Annotated in this window: 18 protein-coding genes; 5 read left to right on the forward strand and 13 right to left on the reverse strand. The window is 52.0% G+C overall.

Translation table 11 applies throughout. The annotated features are described in order from the left end of the window. On the forward strand, nt 1–111 hold a 111-nt coding region (locus tag C471_RS16655; protein WP_004050216.1), incomplete at its 5' end, for a PGF-CTERM sorting domain-containing protein. 282 nt (nt 112–393) lie between these two features. Further along, nucleotides 394–519: a hypothetical protein gene (locus C471_RS18260; RefSeq protein WP_275039955.1), complete on the forward strand. Its 126-nt coding sequence runs from the start codon at nt 394–396 to the stop codon at nt 517–519. Between the two features lie 52 nt (nt 520–571). On the opposite strand, the gene C471_RS14425 is transcribed toward C471_RS18260, so the two are convergent. From C471_RS14425 to C471_RS17250, 4 genes are all read right to left on the reverse strand, one after another. Next, nucleotides 572–1387, reverse strand: a complete 816-nt coding sequence (locus tag C471_RS14425; RefSeq protein WP_004050218.1) for an SWIM zinc finger family protein — start codon at nt 1385–1387, stop codon at nt 572–574. A 673-nt stretch (nt 1388–2060) separates the two neighbouring features. After that, complete coding sequence (aglF, locus tag C471_RS14430) at nt 2061–2825, reverse strand: UTP--glucose-1-phosphate uridylyltransferase AglF (RefSeq protein WP_049909442.1); 765 nt, start codon at nt 2823–2825, stop codon at nt 2061–2063. A gap of 185 nt (nt 2826–3010) precedes the next feature. After that, nucleotides 3011–4462, reverse strand: coding sequence for an oligosaccharide flippase family protein (locus C471_RS16665; protein ID WP_004050220.1), 1452 nt, complete (start codon nt 4460–4462; stop codon nt 3011–3013). A 509-nt stretch (nt 4463–4971) separates the two neighbouring features. Further along, on the reverse strand, nt 4972–5934 hold the full coding sequence (locus C471_RS17250; protein ID WP_004050221.1) for a hypothetical protein: 963 nt from the start codon (nt 5932–5934) through the stop codon (nt 4972–4974). Nucleotides 5935–6416: 482 nt separating this feature from the next. On the opposite strand from C471_RS17250, the gene C471_RS16670 reads away from it, so the two are divergent. Then, nucleotides 6417–7304, forward strand: coding sequence for a glycosyltransferase family 4 protein (locus C471_RS16670; RefSeq protein ID WP_160163152.1), 888 nt, complete (start codon nt 6417–6419; stop codon nt 7302–7304). 23 nt (nt 7305–7327) lie between these two features. Here C471_RS16670 and C471_RS16675 read toward each other — a convergent pair whose 3' ends face one another. Continuing rightward, nucleotides 7328–8029, reverse strand: coding sequence for an SGNH/GDSL hydrolase family protein (locus C471_RS16675; RefSeq protein ID WP_160163153.1), 702 nt, complete (start codon nt 8027–8029; stop codon nt 7328–7330). Nucleotides 8030–8190: 161 nt separating this feature from the next. On the opposite strand from C471_RS16675, the gene C471_RS14440 reads away from it, so the two are divergent. Continuing rightward, nucleotides 8191–9909 carry a carbamoyltransferase family protein gene (locus C471_RS14440; RefSeq protein ID WP_049909443.1) on the forward strand — a complete coding sequence of 573 codons (1719 nt, stop codon included), beginning with the start codon at nt 8191–8193 and terminating at the stop codon, nt 9907–9909. Nucleotides 9910–9938: 29 nt separating this feature from the next. On the opposite strand, the gene C471_RS14445 is transcribed toward C471_RS14440, so the two are convergent. The 5 genes from C471_RS14445 to C471_RS16685 all read right to left on the reverse strand — a co-directional run bounded on the left by C471_RS14445 (nt 9939) and on the right by C471_RS16685 (nt 15415). Next, nucleotides 9939–11051 (reverse strand): glycosyltransferase, encoded by a 1113-nt coding sequence (locus C471_RS14445; protein ID WP_049909445.1) that lies wholly within the window; start codon nt 11049–11051, stop codon nt 9939–9941. 321 nt (nt 11052–11372) lie between these two features. After that, nucleotides 11373–12308, reverse strand: coding sequence for an SDR family NAD(P)-dependent oxidoreductase (locus tag C471_RS14450; RefSeq protein WP_049909446.1), 936 nt, complete (start codon nt 12306–12308; stop codon nt 11373–11375). Nucleotides 12309–12347: 39 nt separating this feature from the next. After that, on the reverse strand, nt 12348–13475 hold the full coding sequence (locus C471_RS14455) for a glycosyltransferase family 4 protein (RefSeq protein ID WP_049909448.1): 1128 nt from the start codon (nt 13473–13475) through the stop codon (nt 12348–12350). A 196-nt stretch (nt 13476–13671) separates the two neighbouring features. Continuing rightward, nucleotides 13672–14484: a formyltransferase family protein gene (locus C471_RS16680; RefSeq protein WP_080505614.1), complete on the reverse strand. Its 813-nt coding sequence runs from the start codon at nt 14482–14484 to the stop codon at nt 13672–13674. Next, the gene (locus C471_RS16685; protein WP_080505615.1) at nt 14477–15415 is read right to left on the reverse strand and encodes a polysaccharide deacetylase family protein; all 939 of its coding nucleotides are present in this window, start codon (nt 15413–15415) and stop codon (nt 14477–14479) included. The genes C471_RS16680 and C471_RS16685 overlap by 8 nt, the downstream gene beginning before the upstream one ends. 252 nt (nt 15416–15667) lie before the next feature. Here C471_RS16685 and C471_RS18265 point away from each other — a divergent pair, with 252 nt between their 5' ends. After that, the gene (locus tag C471_RS18265; protein WP_004050227.1) at nt 15668–16120 is read left to right on the forward strand and encodes a serine O-acetyltransferase; all 453 of its coding nucleotides are present in this window, start codon (nt 15668–15670) and stop codon (nt 16118–16120) included. A 26-nt stretch (nt 16121–16146) separates the two neighbouring features. On the opposite strand, the gene C471_RS14460 is transcribed toward C471_RS18265, so the two are convergent. The 3 genes from C471_RS14460 to C471_RS16695 all read right to left on the reverse strand — a co-directional run bounded on the left by C471_RS14460 (nt 16147) and on the right by C471_RS16695 (nt 19685). After that, on the reverse strand, nt 16147–17427 hold the full coding sequence (locus tag C471_RS14460) for a nucleotide sugar dehydrogenase (protein WP_004050228.1): 1281 nt from the start codon (nt 17425–17427) through the stop codon (nt 16147–16149). 47 nt (nt 17428–17474) lie between these two features. After that, on the reverse strand, nt 17475–18392 hold the full coding sequence (gene aglG / locus C471_RS14465) for a glucosyl-dolichyl phosphate glucuronosyltransferase (RefSeq protein ID WP_004050229.1): 918 nt from the start codon (nt 18390–18392) through the stop codon (nt 17475–17477). A gap of 114 nt (nt 18393–18506) precedes the next feature. Beyond that, nucleotides 18507–19685: an orc1/cdc6 family replication initiation protein gene (locus tag C471_RS16695; protein ID WP_004050230.1), complete on the reverse strand. Its 1179-nt coding sequence runs from the start codon at nt 19683–19685 to the stop codon at nt 18507–18509. Nucleotides 19686–19856: the final 171 nt, after the last annotated feature.

Genomic DNA, 19856 nt, shown 5'->3' on the forward strand with positions numbered 1-19856 from the left:
GGTGACGGTGGCGACGGCGGCTCTGAAGACGGGACGCCCGGCTTCGGTGCCCTCGTCGCTCTCGTCGCCCTCATCGCGGCTGCGCTCCTCGCTACGCGGCGTACCGAGTAACGCAGCAGCGATTCACCACTAACCAACCATCGGCCCTCGCGGGCCGACCCCTTGCGGTTTTCTTTATGACGCCACGCCTCGACCCCTGAGCGATCGCTGTCGGCGTCGCTTCGCGTCTATGCACTACCTCCTGCAAAAGATCGAGACTGCTACGCGTCGAGGAACACGTCGTGCCCGGCCAACACGGGACACCATCGTCTCGGGCGGGACGCCCGTGAGAGCGGACACACGCTGCGCCGGCTGGTGTCGGCCGGCGGCATCGAGTGTGGCGACGTAATTAACGTGAGCGTCGGCGAGCCGCTGATCGCGGACGGCTACCTGCGGCTGTTCGGGTACCACGTGGCAAACGAGAAGAGGCAGTCGATCGACGAGCTGCGGAATCTGGCGGAGAATGTGACTGCGGAGTGAGACTGCGCCGTCAGCTGCCTGGTCCCGATCGGGGTGGCCGTGTCGAGTTCACTCAGCCCCCAGATCCTCTCGCCAGCCTTTCTCGCAGTTCGGACGCCGCTCGCTCGAACTGGTCGGCGAGATACGACGTTCCCGACTCCGCGCGCTCCTCGAGGAAGGCGACAGCGTCTGTGGCTCCGTGGTCCTCGCGGTCCGCGGCACATTCGACGTAGCCGTCGAGGGCTCGCGCGAACGCCTGCGAGAAATGGTCGTACGCGCCGTCGACACGCTCCATGTTGTCATCGAGTGACTCGACGAGCGCCCGATACACCACGGCCGCCGACCCGTTCCGACCCTGCTCGCGGTACTCGTCGGCGAGATCGAACCACTCCGCAAAGTCGATCGGCTCGAAAACGACGTAGTACTCGGGGTTCGTCTCCTCGAACCGCCGATCGATCGCGGTGCGCAGCTCCTCGACCGACCGCGTCGACGACTCGCCGAAGCGAGCGAAAAACCGCTCGCGGAGCGTGGCGTCGGTCGCCAACGTGTCGCGAAGGAACGCCCGCAGGTCGTCGGGGTCCGCAGCGTCGAGCTCGACATCGAGCCGATCTCCCTCGTCCGGCGGCGCGTCGTCAAGACAGCGGAGCAGCACGGCGACGACGTGCTTGCACGCGCCGGGTCCGTCGTACGGGCAGTCGCACCACGGATCGAACTCGTCGGCCGCGAGATCGACGCGCACGTCGTACTGGCGGCTCCCACTTACGACGGCGCTCACGGTGGCGCCGACGCGGTGGATCTCGCGGATACGGCCCTCGGCGAGGTAGCCCTCGCCGCGCTCGAAAACCGCGTCCGTACAGATGTTTCGGACCCCCTCCTCGGTCACGCTCATGATCGGGAGTAGTGTTCCGTCGCTATCGAGAAAAATTTGCGCTCGGAGCGACAGAGCCCGTGAGGATCAGTGTCGTTGCGAAACTTCGGGACAGCCGGCAGCGGCTCGACGACCAACAGGCGTGTACACCGGAGCGATCGCTCGTGCACAGCGGGTATCGATCCTGACGGCGAACGTCGATCAATTTGAGCGTTTCGAGAACGTGTGAGCGACGAGTGGACTACGTTGTGACGCGTGGCAGCCGGGAGTGAGGAGGTACATTTCGTCTGACTTTGTCGAGTGTCACGGAGCGATATCTGTGTCAGCTTCGTGGCGTAGTCCGAGGGTGATCTCCCGATCGATGTCGAGTTAGTACTTGCATATCCACACGATCTTTATCGTGAATAAGCCTGCTTGCCCGCAGTTCTGTGGTCCTCGGACACCTCTCGTTTCGCCTGTTCTTCGGTTCATCTGACTACGGCTGCTTCTCGATCGATTTCCGTGTCTCTACGATCATTTCGGGGTTCAACGCGAGCTCGTACCGATAGTGGACACCGCCTGCACGCCCCTCGTCCGTTCAATCGTTCGAGAAACCCGAGCATCGTGAGATCCGCGGGATGGTTCTGGATACCCTTTAGCGTGGTCAGCAGAAACAGACGAAACGAGGGGTGTGTCTCGGACGGCTGTCGACTACTCAGTCGTCGACCACGGCTTCGTCGACTTCCGCTTCCGCGTCGTCCTCCTCGGCCCGCTCGTCGAGTCGCTCCTCGGCGCGGTCGCGGTCTTCGGGGTAGCCCACGTCGATACGCCACCCATCGAGGCGAATCGCGTCGATGGTGCGGCCAGACTGGATGAGCAGATCGATCGCGTCGGGGAGTTCGTACTCGCCGCGGTCGGAGGGCTGGACGAGGTGACACGCGTGGAAGATGGCGGGCGTGAACGTGTAGAAGCCGGTCATCACGAGGTTGCTCGGCGGGTCGTCGGGTTTCTCGACGACCTCGACGACCTCGCCGTACTCGTTGGTGTCAAGCACACCGTAGCGTGAGGCCTCCTCGTAGGGGACTTCCTCGACGAGGAAGGCGGCGTCGGCGCGATCCTCCTGCTGGCGGCTAGCCACGTCGTCGAGGTTCCCGCGGAACACGTTGTCGCCCAGCATCAGCATGAAGTCGCCGTCGATGTGCGGTTCGGCTTGGAGAATGGCGTGGGCGAGCCCGAGCTGCTCGCGCTGGTGCGTGTACGTGATCGGCACGTCGCGGTACTCGTCGCCGTAGCGATCGATGATCTGCTCGGCCTTGTAGCCCACTACGACGATCAGCTCCGTCGCGCCAGCATCGATCAGGTTGTCGAAGACGTCCTCGATCAGCGGCGTCCCGTTGACCTCGACGAGCACCTTCGGCTTGTCGTCCGTCAGCGGTTGGAGGCGTGTGCCCTTTCCCGCGGCAAGTACGACTGCTTGCATAGGTGGGTGGTGTCGGTGGGGTGGGAAATACTTTGTGAGCAGAATATCTGCTTGAAGAAGTCGGTTAGAGATGAGTTAGCCGCCGTCTCAGTTCTAGTAGTTTTCAGCCCTTCTAACGACTTCAACATTCTAATATGAATGTTATCGGGTCCGTGGTTCGGGACTCACAGATCAAACAATCGAATTTAGAACGGATCCAAAGGAATATTCCGTCTGACTGTTCCCCGGAATCCCGAGGACATACCAAGTAACAGGGCAAAGTAAAGTCCGGCACTAACTGCTACTAATATTATAACGATCAAAAAATTGTTTTGAATTATATCAGCCGTCTCAATAGCCCATTGTAACGCGATCGTGACACCTGCCATGACAAGCGCTGCTATTCCCTGTTTAACGACTTCTCTTAGAGGAAGGGTGAAGACTATTATTCGTTTTAATAACACATACGAGATGACTAGTCCAATACCTGATGATATCGCGCTCGCTATTGCCGCACCGACCCAGCTCAGTTGCCAAATCAAAACGACATTCAAAATCACATTTGCAGCGATAAATACAAAGTTGGCACGAAATGCGAGATCAGGACGATTGAGTGCATTGAGTGCGTTAAGACACTGTTTGAGGTATCCGTAAAAAAGAATAGAAAGTAGTAATATCCATAGAACTTCAGTTCCTTGGATGAACTCTCCGCTGTATATACGCATTAGACGCTCGTCGAGTATAAATCCTCCAATAAATCCAGGTATTGCGATGATTCCAGTATAAGCAAACGAGTCCTCAATAAGTCCGGCAGCTTTTTGTTTTGAATCTTGGCTCGAGATATTGCTAATTTCGGGGAACATCGCCTGACTGACCGCGACGCTAAACATATCGATAAACCTCGAGAGACTCCATGCTACGGCATACACACCGACAAGTGACTGTGAGACGAACGCTCCGAGAATCAGAATATCTACGTCATTGAAGGCTTGTGACTTGAGATCGCCGAACCACGCATACTTAGCATAATTATAGATGCTACGGAAATGATGAACTTTTGGAAGTTGCGGTCGGACAGTAACAAAAAGAACCCCGATAGCAGTAACAACAATAATTCCGGCAGCGTATCCTATCACCATTCCCGCGAGACTATATCCGAGGAATACTAGTCCAATCTGGAAGAGGCTCTTTAAGATAACCTCAATCGGATTAAGGATACCCGCTATGTGTACTTTCCCCTCTCCGTGGAGCGTTGATTTGATAGGTATATAAGCGATGTAGAGAGCCAGCATTGGCACAAGAAACCAGATGACTGAAACAGATGAATATTCTCCAAAACCGGAGAGATAGGCTTCAAAGTAGCTATTTAATATAAAAATTAGGAGTATAACACCTGTTATCAAAGTAGTAATCAAGAAAATTCCTGCGGTTAAATACTGTCCCTGTTCTTTACCTTCACTGATTCTCTTTATTATACCTGCGTTGATTCCAACTCTTCCTCCCACTTTTAGCCATGCAAGGACAGCAATGAATACCGCGTAGACACCATATATCTCTGCACCTAACTCACGGGCAAAATAAACGGTAGCAGTAAACCCAAGTATTGAGCCAAACAATTTCGATATGAAGACAATCAAAGAAGTCTGGGCGACTTTCATTATTCCAAATAAATCGTCATGAGTGCATGAATTTGATGGTTCAAAGTCACACTCAATTTTCTAACTCTCTGCCTCAGTCGGCTCTGTTGAAATCCTCAAGAAGTGATATATTCTGATCCGGTTGCGATCGATATACCGATCACAGTATCCTCACGACTACTTGACCAACTGTAGTAGAAACTGCTAAGAGAAGTCCCATTTTCACGGAGATACGGTCGGTGAGAAAGCTAGCAGAGAGGCCCATGATAGCAGACGCGACAAAGCTGTAGGCGATAGTTGCTGACAGAGAGGGTCATAGTGGATTCTAACCCGACGAGTTCATGAATTTCTTATGGTCAATACGTACGTTCAGCGACCAACTGTTTCAGACAAGAACCTGTCTGAAGAATAGGATTTCAACAGAGCCCCTCAGTCCTATATTTCTACTTCGACAGTAACCCTCGGTGCAGGAATATTATGCCAGGCGCTGTGATCACGTTTGTAATAGGCTTCTCGGGCAAATACAATCACTAGATATAGCCTAGATCTTCCAAATGATCTTCCAGGGTATCCTGATTTGTTACAGTGTTTGGCTTTATCGTGGGGCTGTAAGTCTCCTGATCAATTGCGCTTGTTTCTACCCAAGGAACTTTCCGAACTACGGGCAAAGGACATCCAATCTGATGTGCATAGAACCCAAATTCACCAAATGCCTCTCCGTGGTCTGCGGTTATTACTGCTTTTTCAGCATTAACATTTTCCAATAGAACTTCAAGCTCGTCAAGAACGAGTCTAAGATTTTCTATGTAGGATGCCCATGCTTCTTCTTTTGTTATTTTCTTTTCCCGAAGAGAAGTAAAAACATTCTGTCCGAGACCCTTCTCTTCCCCAATGTGGGGTTCGTGCGGTTGCATATAATGAACAATAAGACGATCTGGGTTCCTTGATCTAGCAACATCAACTGCACGATCGGTCATAGTTCGAGGTAGTATACAATTCTTCTTTGAGTCTATCCCGTATTTTCTCACTTCATCTAGGTATAGGAAGTCACTTGGATCGACGACATCGTAATCTTTTGGACCAAAGGGAAGTGATTGTTTAACTGGTGGTTCTTTCTTTTCTCTAAAAACTGGAGTAATATAGGGGTTCCCACTCACATAAGCAGTATCTTGGATCTTATGTCGATATCTTTGTTGAAATGTGAGTGGCATCCACTCAAACGATGTACTACCAACCGAACGGATTGAATTTATTTTATTTATATACGAATATTCATCTGCAACCTCCTGAATTGCATCAACTCTACACCCGTCGAGAATAATAAGTAGATCCCAGTCACAATCGAAAATATTGGTTCCCCAAGACTTCCGATTCGTTACAGTTAGTAAAGCACCTACGTAAGCATAATATGCACTTCGAGGTATTCCCATTTTTGGATCATTCTTAGTTCTTCTAACACTTTCAGATACCCACTTTCGAAAATTAACTGGCATTAAGCGCTTGTAGACAGTTCTCTAGTATTACTTTTCCTTTTCGCATCCTACATTTCTCAAGATGTAGTGGAATTAGTTTTGATACCAGAATCAATCATTGTTCAAATAATTATAGATATGATATTTTCTAACCGATCATAACGGTGACGTAGATAACACTTACAAGTACTTTAACTCTCTCGATATTTCTAGGAACAGTTTCTCCAACCACTATCCAAGCTTCATCGAAGGTTTGTTTACACATGTTGTCTACTGATTACTTCAAAATGAATATGGCATGGACGTACTCCGGTCATAGTGTTTCCCTACTCCAGTTTGTCGACGAAACAAACAGACAGTATGATTTCATACCGACTGTCTACCGAACAGCACCGAAACAAGACCCTGATACTAAGTGCCGAACAAAAACTACCGACCTCCCCTCAATTCCCCGACTATCGTGGGTAAATCAAGAACTTACCAACTGGCGGTGGAAACGCTTCTTGGAAACCGAATTCGATCACACCCACGATGTTCTTCTCACAGAGAACATTTTGGGACCGTCGTCGATCGCAGTAGCCAACCGTTACGATGTCCCATCGATTTTCTTTGTTCGCTCGATTCTAGTTCTCGGTCTTGGAGTATACGATCGGAACAGAGGACTCGTAGCGAACTATTTCCATACCGATATCGGTGGTAAGATTCAGTTCCCCTTTTTGTATGCTACCAGCCAACGTTACGCCACCGCTATGGAGGCTGCAGATGTCATCGTTGCAAATAGTGAGTTCACCGCCAACTGCCTGTCTGATCAGTTCAATGTAGAGACAGAGATCATTTATCCTCCAATTTCACTTGAAGAGTATCAGGTACCTTACAACCCGGGAGGAAAGATAACGATGGTGAACCCCCGAACGAAATACAAAGGGGCAGATATCTTCTTGGATATTGCTGAACGCCTTCCCGAAGAGGAATTTCTGGTCGCTGGCTCCACAAACGATCCCTCCATTGAGCAGCGAATTGAAGAGCTCGACAATGTCACATATCTCGGCTGGCAAGATGATATGAGCCACGTATATCAACAGGCGAAACTCGTCGTCGTTCCGTCTCGTATACAAGAAGCGTTCGGTCGCGTCGCCGCGGAAGCAATGGCGAGCGGGATTCCGTGCGTCGTCAGCGACCGTGGCGGCTTACCCGAGGTAGTCGGTGATCTCGGTCAGACAGTCACAGATATCGAATCCGTTGAGGCGTGGGTTGATGCCATTCAAACGGCCCTCAACGAGGATTCTGCTGCCGACCGGTCGGACCGGAAGCAGCATGTAGAAAAGTTCTCTATGGACCGGCAGGTGACGAAACTCTTTGACCTCATCGACGCTGTCGTCGCTGATGAGTGAATCGTAGTTACCCGTTGAGCTTCTCAAACAAACGGAAGACGTTCGAAAAGACGTCGATGGCCTTTCCTGTTGAGGTGATAGCCGTCCGAAAGCGTATTCTCTTCGATCACCGCTTTCTCGGCAGTTGGATCGTCCGCGAGCGGCCGGAGTGTCTCTGCGTTGCTGAACTGGTCGGCAACGTCTTCAATAATAGCGTTATAGCTGCTGATACTCTCTTCAATCCGTGGATTTTTTTCGGAGTACGTCGTTCCCGGCTGTAGTATTTTCACCAGCACAATACGGTCCACACCCGATTTTTCGGCGCGGTGGCAGTAAGACTCTAAGTTCGCTCTAAATGTGGGCCTGTCCACATACGACCGTCTCTCCGACCGACTTCGAAGATGCTTTGCGAGGAAAAAGAGTCCGTCTGAGACAGTATGGACAGGAATGAGGTCGAGCAACTGTTTTTCCCATTTCCTGAAATATCGCGGGGCACAGTCAACGATGCCAACCTGTACGACTACTATCTGTGGTTCGTAGTATTCTAGCTCTCTCTTCTGATGTACGTTTAACCTTCCCGAAAAGTCGGCAGTAGTTTTCTCGCTTTGTCCAACGTTCACAACGTGGAACTCGTCAAGATCTCGTTGTAACAGACCTGGCCATGTGTAGAGATATGGTACTGAATCATGAGGTAACGTGAGAGAATCACCTTGGACTAGCACTACTTCTTTCTCATCAGAAACCATCGCGTAGTTTACGACATCTATACTGAAATAGACTTCTCTTTGAGTTGGCATGATAAATGAGCCTCAGAATGGGAAAGTGGTGATGTTATAATATGTCTCTAAGAATCAAGAAGTAGAGTTATTCATAAGTTTTAAAATGAAGAATTTCAAGCAACCACACGATGGAAAAGTATGTGCTTTCGTTCAAGCCTGCTATTGGCGAGTTTGGGGTTCACGACCCCAGTGCAGCAATTTTCAGAAATGGTGAAATACTCTACGCGGTAGAGGAAGAGCGACTAAATCGACAAAAACACGCTGCAGGCGACTTCCCACATCGTGCAATTCAGGCCTGCTTGGAGTACCCGGATATCGATCTAAGTGATGTCGATAAAATTATACTTCCATACAACCCGAAACTACAGACAAAAATCACCGGACAGAAGCTACGTGAAGCAGCTTCTTGGGGGGACTCTACTGTTGAAAAGGCATATCAGCTTTCGGAGTCGATAAAGCGGCTCGCGATTGCTCGTTTTTACCCTACAGTCGAAGTCGAACAAGAGTTGCGGTCTCACTTTGACGGGCCTCTTCCGCCGATTGGACTGCGTGCCCATCACGCCTGTCATGCTGCGAGCGCGTTTCATCCGTCAGATTTCGATCAGGCACTCGTCCTCACTATCGACGGAAGGGGTGAATATGATTCGACTGTCGTTTGGGAAGGCACACATAATGGCCTTCAACGAATCAAAACGTTCGAGTTTCCAAACAGCCTCGGATACTTCTACGGGATCGTCACAGAATTTCTGGGCTACCGCGTGTCCAATGGAGAAGGAAAGATCATGGGGCTCGCACCTTATGGTAGTGAGAACCCCGAAATCGAATCGACGCTCCGTGACCTTATCGATGTCCAAGCCGAGTACGATGTGACTCCACTGACGAAGTCTGGAAGTATCCGTACAGGTGTCGAGGTGCTCGAAGAAGCATTAGGCCGTGAGCGGAAATCGGACACTGAACAGTTTACTGACTGGGAGAAAGATCTCGCCTTCGTAACTCAGAAACTCCTCGAAGAGATTGTAGTCGACATCCCCCGCCAGTACACCGCTGAACTCGATACTTCGAACGTCGCTCTCTCTGGTGGTGTGGCGCTTAATTGCAAAATGAACAAGGAGATTATGGAGTTGGACTGTGTTGACAATCTCTTCATACAGCCGGTTGCGAGCGATGCAGGGCTGGCAGTTGGTGGTGGAATGATTGATCAGTCACCTCAGTCCGTTCCGGAAATGTCCACCGTTTATTGGGGGCCGGAGTACTCGAACGATGAAATCGAGGCTCTGTTACAAAAAAACAAAGTCGAATACACCGAGCCGGCTGAACTCTCGGAGTTCGTCGCGTCACGGATTGTGGACGGCAAACTGGTCGGGTGGTTCCAAGGTCGGCTCGAAATGGGGCCACGAGCGCTTGGTAACCGCAGTATTATTGCCGATCCGCGAACTGTCGAGTCGCGCGATCGTGTTAACAAATACGTCAAACACCGCGAAGAATGGCGTCCGTTCGCCCCGTCGATGTTGGAAGAGAAAGCCGATCAGTTCCTCGTGAATCAGGAAGAATCTCCGTATATGATCAAGACGTTCGATACGGATGCAGAGTCACGAGACGATATCACGGCAGTACTTCATCCCGGAGACAATACGACACGACCCCAGACAGTTCGTCGTGACCAGAACGAACGGTATTACGATCTGATCTCAGCGTTCGAGGAAATTACCGATGTTCCCGTTCTCCTGAATACGTCGTTCAACGATCACGGAGAACCGATCGTAACCACGCCCGCGGAAGCACTCAAGGACTTCTATGGGATGGGTCTCGACGTCCTCGTACTGAACGACTTTGTGGTAGAAAAATAACCGTCTCAGCCCGAACCTCAGAGAGTGTTCTACGGCAGTAGCGTAGCGAGATACTTGTCTGCGACCCTTTCAACGGAGAATTCCTTAGCGCGTTCGATAAGCGGATCGGGGGCCGGCGGTTCGGCAAGAGTGGCTTGAACCGCTGCTGCGAGCGCTTCGGGATCGCCTGTCCGCACGAGCTGTCCATACTTCCCGTTCTGCAGGATCTCCGCAGGGCCGCTCGGACAGTTGGTCGATACGATAGGAGTTCCACAGGCCATCGCCTCTACGATAACGTTCCCGAAGCCCTCCCATCTTGAAGAGAGGACAAACACGTCCGCCTGTTTCATGTACTTAAACGGATTATCAACGAATCCAGGGAGGTCAACGCTATCGCCGATTCCGTACCGCTGAATAAGCGATTCAAGCTCCTCACGTCGGTCGCCCTCACCGAGGATAACGAGGCGGGCATCCTGTTGAGAGCGAAGTCGGTTGAACGCGCGAACAAGCGTGGGAAAGTCTTTCTGCGGTGTGAGGCTCCCGACTCCGAGAATAACTGGCGGTTCATCCGACTGGAACCACGGGTGAGACACGCGCTCTGTTGCCTTCTCGGAGATCCCTTTGGAGTAGGCGGGATTGTGGATCACCGTCATCTCCGATGTCGGAATTCCGCTGATCGTACTGAGATCGTCCGCAACTCCGTGAGAGATAGGAACGATTCCGTCTGCCCACGGATAGGTTCGCCTGACCAACGACGGGAGCACTCGCTTACCGACGCGACCGTACTGATCCAACACACTCGACAGGTGATTGCGTTCGCTCACGACGACATTTGTGTCGCTCCTCACTAACCGGCGTGTAAGGAGAGATACAACGTTGACGCGCGTGAGAACGGCGAGTAATGCAGTGGGTCGATGGCGTCGAAGATAACTCCCAAGTGCAGGAAGAGATCCGAGTGCAGCGTATCCGGGGAGAGTGGGGGCGTCTAAATCAACGATATTCACGTCTTGAGACACATCAGTCATGTACGGACCTGACGTTTTCGAGAGAACGAGATCCACATCGTACCCACGTGCAGCAAACTCTCCGGTGAGATTAACGACCATCCGCTCTGCCCCTCCGCCACTGAGATCAGGTAGGTGAACCGCAATATCGGTCGACATTGGCAGAGACTGTTTATTTCTGTAAAACACGACCAATCATTGGCTCTCTACGTCGTTCGGTTGAGCGTTTCGTTGTATAGTTCTTTTTGATTCTACTCCAGTAGTCCACTCGAATCGTTCGACCCTGTCAGAGACTGCTGTAAAGCTGTATCCTACATCGGATCACGACCGTTACCAAGAGTCTGATCGATGTTATCCGAGTCGAAAATATCGAGGAGAACGGCTAACAGCTACCTCGGTTGGATTCTATCTGCATCCAACTCCTCCGTCGTAGCCGACATCCGCTACGCTGGAGATTGGTCAATTATTCGTTCGTCTTATCTATGCGTTCTTGAAATAGCTCACCGTGCGTTCTAATCCCTCTTGGAAATCCACCTTCGGTTCGTATTCAATCTCTTCACGAGCCGATTTCAGATCCGCATGTGAGTGACGGACATCCCCCGGACGAGGACTATCATGAATGGGCTCGATATCAGTACCCAAGATATCGTTGATATGGCCGACAAGTTCGTTGATCGTCACTTGGCCACCACAGCCAACGTTCACAGCTACGCCAGTCGCACTACCCTCCGCAGCCTGTATGTTCGCTTGGATAACATTATCGACGAATGTAAAGTCCCGCGATTGTTCCCCGTCACCGTAAATAGTAGGCCGATCCCCATCCAACATCAGCTGAACAAATTTCGGAATCACAGCGGCGTACTCTCCGTTAGGGTCCTGTCCCGGCCCGAAGACATTGAAGTAGCGCAGTGCAACCGTGTTGATATCGTACAGGTCGCTGAATTGTATGGCCAGTTTCTCCGTGTAGTACTTCGAAAGTGCGTACGGAGACTCAGGGTCGGGAGTCATCGACTCCACTTTCGGTAGTCCCGTCGACGAGCCATAGACAGACGACGATGAAGCGGCCACTACGGTGTCGACATCCGCACGACGAGCTGCATCAAGGACTGTCGCGGTTCCAGTACAGTTGGCATCCGTCGTCGTTATTGGATCGTCGACGCTTCGCGGTACGGACGGAACTGCGGCTTGGTGAAACACATATTCGACACCCTCAACCAAATCGTTCATAGCCGATTTGTCACGGATGTCGACTTCGTGAAATTCGAACTCATCTCGGTTCTTAAGTGATCGAAGATTCGTCCTTCGTCCTGTCGTGAGATTATCGACTCCGCGGACACGATATCCTCGGTCAAGAAGTGCTTCCGAGAGGCTAGAGCCGATGAATCCTGCAGCACCGGTTACGACTGCGATGGACATATCCTCAATGAAACCGACAGGGGATTCAATCTATCGGAGCTAGTCAGGTTGCTCAATATGCGACAGGATCTGTTCGTACCGGTCTACCGCCGCGTCAAACCCGTATTCGTCCTCTGCGACCCTTCGCGCATTTGTACTGATCTCCGCTAAGTGATCTCGTTCGAGAATTTCCGCGATTTCGTTCGCCATCACTCTGCTATCGACCTTATCGATCAAGAAGCCGGTCTCGCTCTCTACTACCACGTCCGGAACACCGGAAACTCGTGTGGCATACACAGGGGTTCCGCAGCCGAATGCCTCCAATATCACCGTCGGCAGCCCTTCCATCTCGGAGGGCAAAAGGAGCAAACGAAAGCGATTCAAAACGGCCGGCACGTCTTCGCGATCGACCCAACCGAGCATTTCGACTGATCCCGACTCAATCTCCGCGGAGAGCTCGTCTGCCAACCAATCGCGAAGTGGTCCGTCACCCGCGAACACGAAAGTGATGTCATCGGGGAGTTGTTTCGCGACGCTCGCGAGCTCGTGAATTCGCTTCTCCTCGTCAAGACGACCTAAGAAACCGATGACGTTCTCACGCTCTTCGTAGGCGCCTTGCGGGGTAAATCTCTTGAGATCCACGTAGCGTGCGCCGTTTGTGTAAAGTTTGGATTCGTATCTATTTAATCCGAGCTCCGCAGCCATTGACGGCGTGTACGCCACAATCGCGTCGGAAATCCAATACCCGGTGTTTTCCAAGGCTCGAACACTTCCGGCGAGGAAACGAGCTATCGGTACTGGAACGCGCTCTTCCCACTGGATCCGTAGTGTACGCGGGACATCACCGCGGGGATGGAGAACCACTGTCTTCCCGAGTAGCTTAGAGAATAGTATTGGAAGAAGATACGACGTGGCCCCAAAGAACCAAATTATTTCTTCATCTCGCTCAGCGATCACCTGACACATTCGAAATTGATTTAATAGAAACCGGACTCCAGAAATGAAAATGGTGCTACCCGTCCCCGAAGCCGAAACTTCGATGACCTCGTGATCGTCACGTATCTCGGAACTGCCGCTGACGTTAGCTGAGACCAAAGAAACGGGAGTGAGTTCCGACAGGATGTCGAGAAGACCGGACGTTGCGGTCGCGGTTGGCCCAACTGGATGAGTCACGACGCAAATTGCCATACTACTTACGCGATATTCATGTGATAATGTTCTTTCGCTCTATTCACCTGAATATAAGAAATATGACAGTACTCCGTTTCACGACGATCGACACAGAAAATCATCGGACACTGGTTATGCCACGATTATCTCAAGAGATAGCAAGAATTCATACGTGAATTAGAACAAACACACATAACCAAATAAGTCAATCGAATCACGAAATATTTCTACATATACGTTTCAATTTCTGCCGTAAGTACAGCAACGTTTCACGATTAGTGGGAATTGTGTACAGACTACCCTGTTTGGGATCCGTCTCTAGGTCTCCACTCACGCAATTCTTTACGCCGCTCAGTAATAGTTCGTCTGAGATACCGTACAGTCGAGAGAGCACTTCAGGCCATGAGGTGGCGTCAGAGATATCGACCTCTTTGAAGGCAGCAATATCACCACCATCAAGTGATTCGTTGAGCCGCTGTACGGTGACCCCGACCGACCTTTCTCCCCGGGCAAACTCGTGGAATCCTGCCGGCCGACCACGGTACTGTCTGAGATCTCCGTGATGATAACTTAACATCCCGTATTTCGGTGCGGTTAGGGCGTCACCCATAACGATCCCGAAACCAAACCGGATCGCGATATCCGTTTTTTCAAGGTGATCAACGGCCTCCCCAGAAAGTTCGATACCGAGTCCTTCGCGTGGTAGTCGTCGAGAAGTGATTTTTTTCACACCGTCAAAAGCATCGATATCACGGATAGCCGTACGCTTTTTATACCAAGGAGGGCCGGTTACGTGGTTTTTTATTAAATGAAAACTCCGAATAACTTTCCACAACGATAGTTCGGAAAGGTGGGTTCGAACTGAGTCGAGCCTTGATCGATTGCGGGGGTCGGAGTCGACCACGAGCAACGATGGCTCCGCTTGGATATCACTATCGTCAAAAAGTACCTCTAAGGCCCGGCGCTGCCACTCGTTAACCGATTCGGAGTTGAGCAGTACTGCGACTTGGATTGGTACTTCAGTCATCTCTTATCGCCGTGGATAGATCACACATTCGATCGATGGTGACTTCGCCCGCATCCCGCTTTTCAGCCAAGTACTGTAGGCCCGATTCAATTGGTGCGAGATGCTCGTCGTTAGCTATGTTGAATAGATGCGTCCACAGGTGGACGTGACCATCCTCTTCTACGGCCCGATCAACAGCTGACTTGATGTAATGGCGGAGAATTCGCTGTCTGATCGGCTGTGGAATCCCCCGCAATACGGGATGTAAGTCGGCTTGGCCCGTCTGAAGAAAGCCACTGCTTAATGAAGGATGTGGGGTACACAGTGTCTCAACAAGACCTTCCTCGCGCTGTAGTTCAGTGACGGGATGTGTCCTCGTCACTCCCCAAAAGAATTTTTTCGGCAGATTTTCTGGAACGTGATAATCGTCGATCGGCCGGCGCACTACTTCGATACCGAGATCACTAAAGACATCGTATGGAGGCGTTTGATGACGTGGAAACACGACTGAACGGGGAGGTTCAAGACCGAACTCCTGATGGACTTCGCTTGCCCGCTGTAACTCGTGCCGTATGGTCTCCGACGGGACATCGTCACAGAGGATATGCGAGTAGGTGTGCGTTCCAATCTCGTGTGAAACGTTGGTGTTGTCGATCCGTCGCACGAACTCCGGAGCGTAAAATAGTGGATCCGTCTCCGAATCGGTACCGGGATCCTCGCTCCACCAGTTGTCCGGATAGGGACCGCTGTGTGTACCGTTACAGGATTCTTCCATCAGGTGTCCGACGACATCAAACGTCACCGGAATTCCGTACTTATCACATACTCGGAGAAACGAATTCAGAGTCTCAGATTCTCTCTCCCCATCCGGGGAAAAATACTCGTATTCCCCCCTATCGTGGGTTCCCCAGCCAAGTTCGACTTCCATGCTGATAGTAAGTGAGCCACTCATCAGGTGTGAAATATGGGTTAAGGTATTATACGTTTGGGATGAGACGGGTGGTCGGTCTCGAAACGGCACCGCGAGAATATCTCGACACCAAATATAGACACTGTGTAATTAGGACGATATTAAACCGATCTACAGTTACCATGAGATGTAGAATATACTGCAGACCGTCTGTTTAGTTTGCGAGCAATTTGTTTGAATGCTATCTCGAACGGAGCCCTAATTTATAATACCGTCCTGCGCAGATGCGGTGATATGGAACTGCTCAGGAGATTTCTGGTCCGGCTCCGTTCTGACGGACTCTTAATGACGGTCCATTTAAGTATAAAATTTTTGACCGGCATAAATATCATTAATTTTTATAATGCAATTATTTTCCGAGAACACACGATAGCGACATCGTGTGATATCTCCACGTGTTTGCCCCGCAGTACAGAACTACCACATCCCGTCGGGATCGTGGTTGGCCATGACGTCGAGATCGGGTCAAACGTTCGAATCCGTCAAAGTGTAACGATCGGTCGGTCCGAACCGGATCCTGATGCGGGCTATCCGACGATAGCTGACGATGTGTCGATCGGCGCCGGAACCGTTATTCTGGGAGACATCGATTTGGGCGAGGGATGCACCACTGGCGCGAACTCTGTTGTCGTTGACGATGTCCCTCCCCATTCAACGGTGGTGGGAGTGCCCGCTGAGGAGAAGTAATATTTCGTTCTAAGAACGGATGGGGTTCAGAGACGCACTATGGACTCGCTCTTGATGCCATCTGTGGCGTTCCGCGTGTCGAATACCAATGAGGATTCGTCCACGAGCCGAGCGAAATCAATATTATCGTGGTCGGTCAGAACCAACACTAAGTCCGTCTCATCCAGTCTCTCTCTTGTCAGTTCGACCGATTCATACGATTCTTCCTCAACCTCGAAGGTTGGAACGTACGGGTCATGGTACGAGATCGATGCCCCCCGTTCGTCTAAGAGTCCGATCACGTCGTATGCCGGCGACTCGCGGACATCAGAAATGTTCGATTTATACGCCACACCCACGACCAAGATCGACGACTGCGACACTGCCAATCCTTCTTCGTTGAGAAGTTCGTTCACTTGTCGAACGACGTGGACGGGCATCTCCCGGTTCACCTCGTCTGCTAAGTCAATGAAACGCGTCTCGATCCCCTGCTGGCCTGCCTTCCACGAGAGGTACAACGGATCAATCGGAATACAGTGTCCACCGAGTCCCGGGCCCGGATAAAATGGCATGAAACCGTAGGGCTTCGTCGAAGCCGCCTCCACGACCTGCCAGACATCGACATCGAGATCATTCGCGATCATCGCGATCTCGTTGATCAGCCCGATGTTGACCGCGCGGAACGTGTTCTCCAATAGTTTCACCAGCTCGGCCTCCGTCGACGATTCGACACGTACCACCTTATCGAACACGCCCTCGTACAGCGCCATTGCATGATCGCCACACGATGGTGTCACGCCGCCGAGAACCTTCGGAATCTCTGTAAGCGCGTAGTCTTCTCGTCCCGGATCGATGCGCTCGGGAGAAAAAGCGACATGCACGTCTTCACCCACGACTTTTCCGTTCTCAGACAGCGTCGGCGCGACCAAATCTTCCGTCGCACCTGGATACACGGTGCTTTCGAGTATGACGGTGCACCCGTCGGGAAGCACCTCGGCGAGCCGCTCCGTCGCGTCTGCGACGTACGAAAGGTTCGGCTGTCCCGTTTTCCGAAGCGGCGTCGGTACGCAGATCGACACGCCGTCGACATCACTCAACGTCTCGTACTCGGTCGTTGGAGTGAACCCTTCTGCGAGGGCGATTTCCACATCTTCATCAGAGATGTCAGTTACATACGACCGCCCGTCTCGAAGCGTATCGACACGATCTGCGTCGATGTCGACACCGACGACCTCGTAGCCTGCTTGCGTGAACGCCAACGCGAGCGGCAGTCCGACGTAGCCGAGTCCAACGACGCCGACACGCGGCGTGTCGTCACCAGTATGCATTACCCCGCTATAGCTCGATCCGACAGATAAGCCTTGTTGAGTACGTGTCAGCGGTACGTCGCGAGCCCGTAGAGATAGCCGATCCCAACGACAGCTGTGAAGACGAATATCGAGAGCAGCTGTGTGAGCCTCGGGACTGTCGGATTGCGTAGAAGGCTCCGAATTCGGTGTGGAACATATCGCGTTACCAGATCGCGTAGGTACGCCCCTTCATTGCCTTCGTCTTCGGGATGCCGTAGATTCATCACCCGTTTCGAGTACCCCTGCCAGAACGCACGCCCCACTAACCAGCGGAACTCCGTTCTGTACTCGAAGATTTTGTGATAGACGATCGCCTCCTCGTTGTACACGACGCCACGCCCGTACTGCTCACGCATCCGGATACAGGCCGGTGCTTCGTGTGCCTGTACGTGGCTGTCGCCTTTTCGCCCCGTCTCTTCGTCGTATCCACCGACGTCGAGGAACACCTCACGGTTGAAGGCGATATTCGATCCGTAGGTGTTTCTGACCTCTTCCAGATGGTCGGCGAATCCTCGCTCGGTACAGCCAATCAACCAGTAGAACTCTTCCGGAAGGAACGACGGCTGTCCCACGAGCCAGTGGGGATCTAAGCGACCGCCGACTGCGTACGCGTCGGTCGATTCGTACGTCTCGACCAATGTTTCGATCCAGTCGTGGGTCGCGATCGCGTCGTCGTCGAGAAACGCGACGAGGTCTCCGGTAGCCAGTTCAGCGCCTCTGGTCCGGCTGTAGGAGATTCCCCGATTCTCGTCGGTACAATGTACGCGAACAGAATCGAAGTGACCGAAGTCCTCCGACATCCGGTCAGCGACTTCCGCGTTTCCGTCACTCACAAGGACAATTTCGATGGGATCGTAGGTCTGCCGGAGAACGCTGTCGACGGCCTCAGCGAAGTCGTCGTACCGATCCATCGTGTACGTGCAGACGACTACGGAGACCTTCATACCCGAAAGATGACGTATACGGCGAATAAGAATTGTGTTTTAAATTCGGACGCGGTCCGAGGCCCTCACACGGTCACCCCACTAGTTCCGCTGTTAGCGAGGGCTTCGGGCAGGTCAGTCAAGCAGGTCGGTCAATCCTCGTCGAACGCTCTCGGTCGATTGCGCCAGCGAGTGAAGCTTATATTTGCCACCACCTTTGCCCTTGTTTTGTTCAGTAGCGGAGACGATTCCCAATGTCTCCAGCTCGGAGAGATACTCTCTGATCGCCCGATTGGAGATTGAATCGGTTCCCTCCTGAGTACAGATGTCTTCGTAGGCCGGACGTACGTCTCGCGTTCGGACCGGTGTCTGGTCGTGTTCGGCCAGAATAGTAAGTGCCAACAACACAAGTTTCCCATGTGTTGGGTAGTTCGCAATCCCCTGAACGACCTGATCGGTTTGGAGCCGTTTGCGTGCCTCCTGAACATGGTCTTCGACCACTTGTTCCGCGTTCTCCTCACGGGCGATGTCGCCGCTCTCAAGTAAGAGATCCAGCGCCTGTCGAGCGTCCCCAGAGTCTTTTGCTCCGTACGCGGCACACGCGTGGAGAACTCCCTCATCGACGACATCATCGTGAAACGCGACCGCTTCGCGCTGTTGGAGGACTTTTCGAAGCTCGTCAGCGTTGTACGCAGCGAACGAAACTTCTTTTTCACACAGACTAGAGCGCACCTTCGAACTCAACTGATTCCGGAATCGAAGATCGTTTGAGATCCCGATCACACCTAAGCGAACGGTTTCGACATCTCCGTTCGACCGTGCCCGGGGAAGTTTATAGAGAAGACTGTCATCCTCTATGTGATCGACTTCATCGAGTACGATCAACACCGTTCCGCCGAGTTCGTCGAGTTCACGAAATAGGAAGTTATAGACTGACGATTGCGGGTATCCAGTATTAGAAATCTGTGACTCGGGCGGGCGAAGTTCGTTTACCAGCCTGACTGCAGTTTGATAGCTCGTATTGAGTCCATCACAGTTCACTTCGATCGTGTGGAGATTGACGCCGTCGACATTTTTCGCGTCTTGGGTGAGTTGCTGGAGGAGGAAGCGAGTTGCAGCAGTCTTTCCAACACCACTTTTCCCATAGAGGAAGATATTCGACGGTGTTTCGCCTTCGATAACCGGTTGGAGCGCTGCGTGATACGCGTGAAGCTCAGTGTCCCGTCCGACGAGTTGATCCGGAGTCCACTCTTCGAGAAGTGCCTCCCGTTCAGTGAATATTCGTCCGGTCGGACAGAACGAAAATTCGCTCATTATCTCTCGGTTACACTCAACTCACTTAACCATTGGTTCTTATGTTTCCGCTGTTAGTGTGTTTTTATATAACATCGACCCCACCCGTTCCGGTGTTAGGTTTCATCTCGTGTGCTGCGAGGTAGATTCCTCACTCTGTAGCGACTAACGTGTGTACTCCAGGGCAGCATC

Origin of the sequence: Halorubrum saccharovorum DSM 1137 (genome assembly GCF_000337915.1) — an archaeon.
In the GTDB taxonomy this organism is placed as follows: domain Archaea; phylum Halobacteriota; class Halobacteria; order Halobacteriales; family Haloferacaceae; genus Halorubrum; species Halorubrum saccharovorum.